Annotated in this window: 2 protein-coding genes; both read right to left on the bottom strand. The window is 48.3% G+C overall.

Going from position 1 to position 4,671, the window contains the following annotated elements:
* Positions 1-290 precede the first annotated feature (290 nt).
* A complete protein-coding gene (locus PsAD37_RS17310; protein ID WP_193778290.1) occupies positions 291-4,340 on the bottom strand; it encodes an Ig-like domain-containing protein in 4,050 nt (1,349 codons plus the stop codon).
* Between the two features lie 189 nt (positions 4,341-4,529).
* A partial coding sequence (locus tag PsAD37_RS27690; protein ID WP_153039653.1) for an integrase core domain-containing protein occupies positions 4,530-4,671 on the bottom strand: 142 nt, incomplete at its 5' end.

Genomic DNA, 4,671 nt, shown 5'->3' with positions numbered 1-4,671 from the left:
GCCGACCACTCACTTCCACCAGCCGTACCGCTTCCCGTTTAAACTCTTCCGTATAATGTTTTCGACCCATGAAGTCCTCCTCAATTTATCGTATCAGAAGGCTCTCCAGTTTTCCTGAGCCAGTCCATGAAGGCATGGTCGTCGTCTGCCATAGATTTGTGACACGAACTTGGGCCGGGAAGCTGATAATCAGACTTACCCTTCTACACACTCTGGATTTGTGTATAGAAAAGCCTCGGCGGCACGAAGCCGCCGAGAGATATTATAGCGCTGTGATGCCAAAAACTAAATCAGACAAACTGGAAGTCGTCTGAATGCAAATCGGATATCACTACACCTTTCAAGGTGATTGAACTATCATCATCCAGCGTAATTACCGTGTCTGCTCCATCATTGCTAGCTGCTGCAATGACAGCGTCAAAGTCCGCCAATATCTCTGCATCAAAGAGAATGACATCATCTGATCCTTGACCAGATTGGAAGTCGGTGATCACATTCTTACCAAAATCAGAGATATAAATACCAGAATCGTGAAACACAAATACGTCTGAACCTGCACCACCAGTCAAAGTATCATTACCTCCATACCCCCAAAGCTTGTTGTCACCAGCATCACCAGTGAGGATATCGCCATAAGCATCTGTGCCCATGATGTTTTCAATGGAGACGTATTCGTCTCCAGCTGCATCGCCTGCGTTTTGAGACTGGTCGGAGAGATTAACGGTAACAGCTGCGTGGGACCAGCGGTATCTTACCGTATCATTTCCTTCGCCACCATCAAGGTAGTCTGCCCCAGAACCATAGGCATTGAGCGTGTCATTTCCTTCTCCGCCATAAAGATGGTCAAGACCATTTTGGGCATAAAGGGAGTTATTGTTACTGTCGCCTATCAGGACATCATCGTAATGAGAGCCCTCAATACTTTCAATATTGACAAGGACATCTCCTGTCGCATGCCCACCACTGGCAGTATCTTCAGCAAGGTTGATCGTTACTCCTGCATCTGATGCATGATAATAGGCTATGTCAGAACCAGCACCACCATCAAGGTGATCTGCACCGGCTCCACCAAACAGATAATCACGCCCCTCTCCACCATAAAGCTTATCATCACCTCCGTAGCCCGAGAGCCTGTTATTAGCTGCATCGCCTGTCAGGATATCATCGTACCTATCAGTACCCATGACGTTTTCTATGGAGATGTATTCATCTCCAGCTGCATCGCCTGCGTTTTGAGACTGGTCGGAGAGATTAACGGTAACAGCTGCGTGGGACCAGCGGTATCTTACCGTATCATTTCCTTCGCCACCATCAAGGTAGTCTGCCCCAGAACCATAGGCATTGAGCGTGTCATTTCCTTCTCCGCCATAAAGATGGTCAAGACCATTTTGGGCATAAAGGGAGTTATTGTTACTGTCGCCTATCAGGACATCATCGTAATGAGAGCCCTCAATACTTTCAATATTGACAAGGACATCTCCTGTCGCATGCCCACCACTGGAAGTACCTTCAGCAAGGTTGATTGTTACTCCTGCATTCGATGCATGATAATAGGCTAGGTCAGAACCAGCACCACCATCAAGGTGATCTGCACCGGCTCCACCAAACAGATAATCACGCCCCTCTCCACCATAAAGCTTATCATCACCTCCATAGCCCCAGAGCCTGTTGTTACCAGCATCACCTGTGAGGGTATCACCGTAAGCATCCGTGCCCATGATGTTTTCGATGGAGATGTATTCATCTCCAGCTGCATCGCCTGCATTTTGAGACTGGTCGGAGAGATTAACGGTGACGGCGGCCGTTGCATCGAAGTAGCGAACTGTATCTCTTCCTTCACCACCATTAATACGTGCCGCCAGATCTCCAGCAGTAATATTGTCGTCACCGTCAGTACCAGTTAACTCAACACGGCCATCATTCAGCACCTCGATCTTGCTGAGAGTTGTCCCGTCAGCAAACTCAAATCGCTCAATATGCTGGCCCATGTTGGCGATCTGGAGTTGACCTGCTGGTCTACCCCCATCTGCATCCCAAGAGAGTTTCAGAGCGATACCGTTGTCGCCATCGTGATCAACTGTTGTAATTGTAAGGTCAAGAAGAGACAGATCCTCAAAAACAACCGTGTCATACCCGCCACCGTCAACTTCAGTGGTGAAATCGATCATGGTTGAACCGCTATCCGCCCGGATCAAATAGATATCATCCCCCGTACTCCCGGCCAGTATTTCACTGTCGCCTGCAACGCTCACGCTGGCTGTCGCGGTTGACGATTCTCCAGCGCTGTCTGTAACCGTGTAATTGAAGGTATCAGTTATGGTTTCGCCAAGTCCCAGAGAGCCGACTAAATTTGTCGGATCGTAGGAGAACTTACCATCCTCATTCACTGTGACCGAGCCAAGTGTGTTGGTGGTATCCACACTGAAGCTATGGGTATCAGAGCTGTCAACATCCGTGTAGTCCGGTGTGATGGTTACAGAGCTGTCCTCATCAGTGCTGGCAGCGGTCACAGAAGCAACAGGCCCATCATTTGCACCACTGATGGTCACCGTGACCGTATTCGTGGAGCTTGTACCGGAACTATCCGTTACCGTGTAGTTGAAGGTATCCGTGGAGCTTTCGCCAACAGCCAGACCCTCAAAGGCACCATTGGGATTATAGCTGAAGCTGCCATCAACCAAAGCAACTGCACCTGAGGTCTTACTTACATCAAATGTGAAAGTGTGGGTGTCTGAAGCTTCCGCATCTGTAAACACCGGGTCGATCAAGACACTGGTGCCCTCTGAGGTTTCCGCAGAAAGACCCGAAACAACAGGGGCGTCATTCACGCCAGTAATTTCAATTGTCACAGTTTCAGTGGAGCTTGCGCCGGAGCTGTCTGTCACCGTGTAGCTAAAGGTATCTGTAGCCGTCTCACCAGCTGTCAGGCCCTCAAACGCACCAATCGGGTCATAAGAGAATGTTCCATCATCATTCACGGTAACGGAACCAGCCGTCTCACTGGTGTCGACACTAAAGCTGTGGGTGTCTGACGTATCTGCCTCTGAATAAGACGGCGTAATCGTAAGGCTGCTGTCCTCGTCAGTTTCACTGAAAACTTCAGCGGCGACCGGCGCATCATTTTCCCCGGTTATGGTTACAGTGACCCTTGCTGAAGTGCCGCTCCAGGAACCATCAAGAGCCAGATAGACAAAGCTGTCAGTTGCCGTTTCACCTGCTCCCAGATGATCAAACTGGCCGTTGGTATCGTAGGCAAATGTACCGTCAGAGTTTACAAGGACTGTCCCCTGGGTCTCTGTATTATTAATACCAATCAGATGTACATCTGATGTGTCCGCATCACTCACACCATTATTGATGGTAATGGTTCCACCTTCACTCACCTCAGCTTCAACAGCCGCAGCAACTGGTGCATCATTCTGGCCAGTAATGGTAATCATCACAGTCTGAGTAGAGCTCTCACCTGCTGCGTCTGTCACTTTATAGGCAAAGCTGTCAATTGCTGTTTCTCCAACCGCCAGATACTCAAACGCACCATTGGGGTCATAAGAGAACGTGCCGTCCTCATTCACAGTTACCGAACCTGCTGTCTTACTGATATCCACGCTGAAGCTGTGCGTGTCTGAGGTGTCTTTATCGGAAAACTCAGGGACTATGGTAACAGAGTTATCTTCTTCCGTGGTCTCACTCATCGCAACAGCCACAGGTCCGTCATTCTGGCCAGTGATGGTAACGCTCACAGTCTCAGTTGAACTCTCACCAGCTGCGTCTATGACAGTATAGGTAAAGCTGTCTGTTGCTGTTTCTCCGACTGCCAGGTACTCAAACGCACCATTGGGGTCATAAGAGAACGTGCCGTCCTCATTCACAGTTACCGAACCTGCTGTCTTACTGATATCCACGCTGAAGCTGTGCGTGTCTGAGGTGTCTTTATCGGAAAACTCAGGGATTACGGTAACAGAGCTATCTTCATCCGTGGTCTCACTCGTCGCAGCAGCCACTGGACCATCATTCTGACCAAGAATTCTGACGGTTACGGTTGCAGTTGAACTCGCCCCGGAGCTATCCGTCACCGTATATGTGAAACTATCATATGCAGTGGTGGTCTCATCTTCCAGATCCCCTGCATAGGCTGCCAGGTATTCAAACTTACCATTTGGATCATATGAGATTGTTCCGTCATCATTTACAGTCACTGAACCAAGCGTATCTGACGTATCGACCATGAAACTATGCGTATCCGATGTATCGATATCAAGGAACGAAGGAGTAATCACAACAGAGGTATCTTCACGCTCTGTTTTTTCGATATCATCGGCGATAGGAGCGGTATTTGTCATTTTGAGAGCCCATATATGAATCATTAAATCACTATTCATATATGCATGAGTAATAAAGATTGTAAATTTTTATTATAAAACCATAGATTGGTAATGTTCAGTAGAACAATGCGCAGTTAGAAATGCATCCGCAATGACTTTTTTGAAAGGGAATATGATCAGCCCCACTTGAGTGGTCCGGTTTGAAAGTTAGTGCATGACTGGCCTTTGGTCTACTGGAATGATTACTTCAGGAGCCGGTGGGCGGAAGTTCAGCGCACTATGGGGGCGTTTGGTATTGTAGTGTATCCTCCACCTTTCGATGATTATTTGGGCTTCACGCAACGAGTAA

The sequence above is a fragment of the Pseudovibrio sp. Ad37 genome, assembly GCF_001623075.1.
Lineage (GTDB): Bacteria > Pseudomonadota > Alphaproteobacteria > Rhizobiales > Stappiaceae > Pseudovibrio.
The sequence above is the reverse complement of the archived record's forward strand: the minus strand, read 5'-3'. Positions and strand labels throughout refer to the sequence as shown.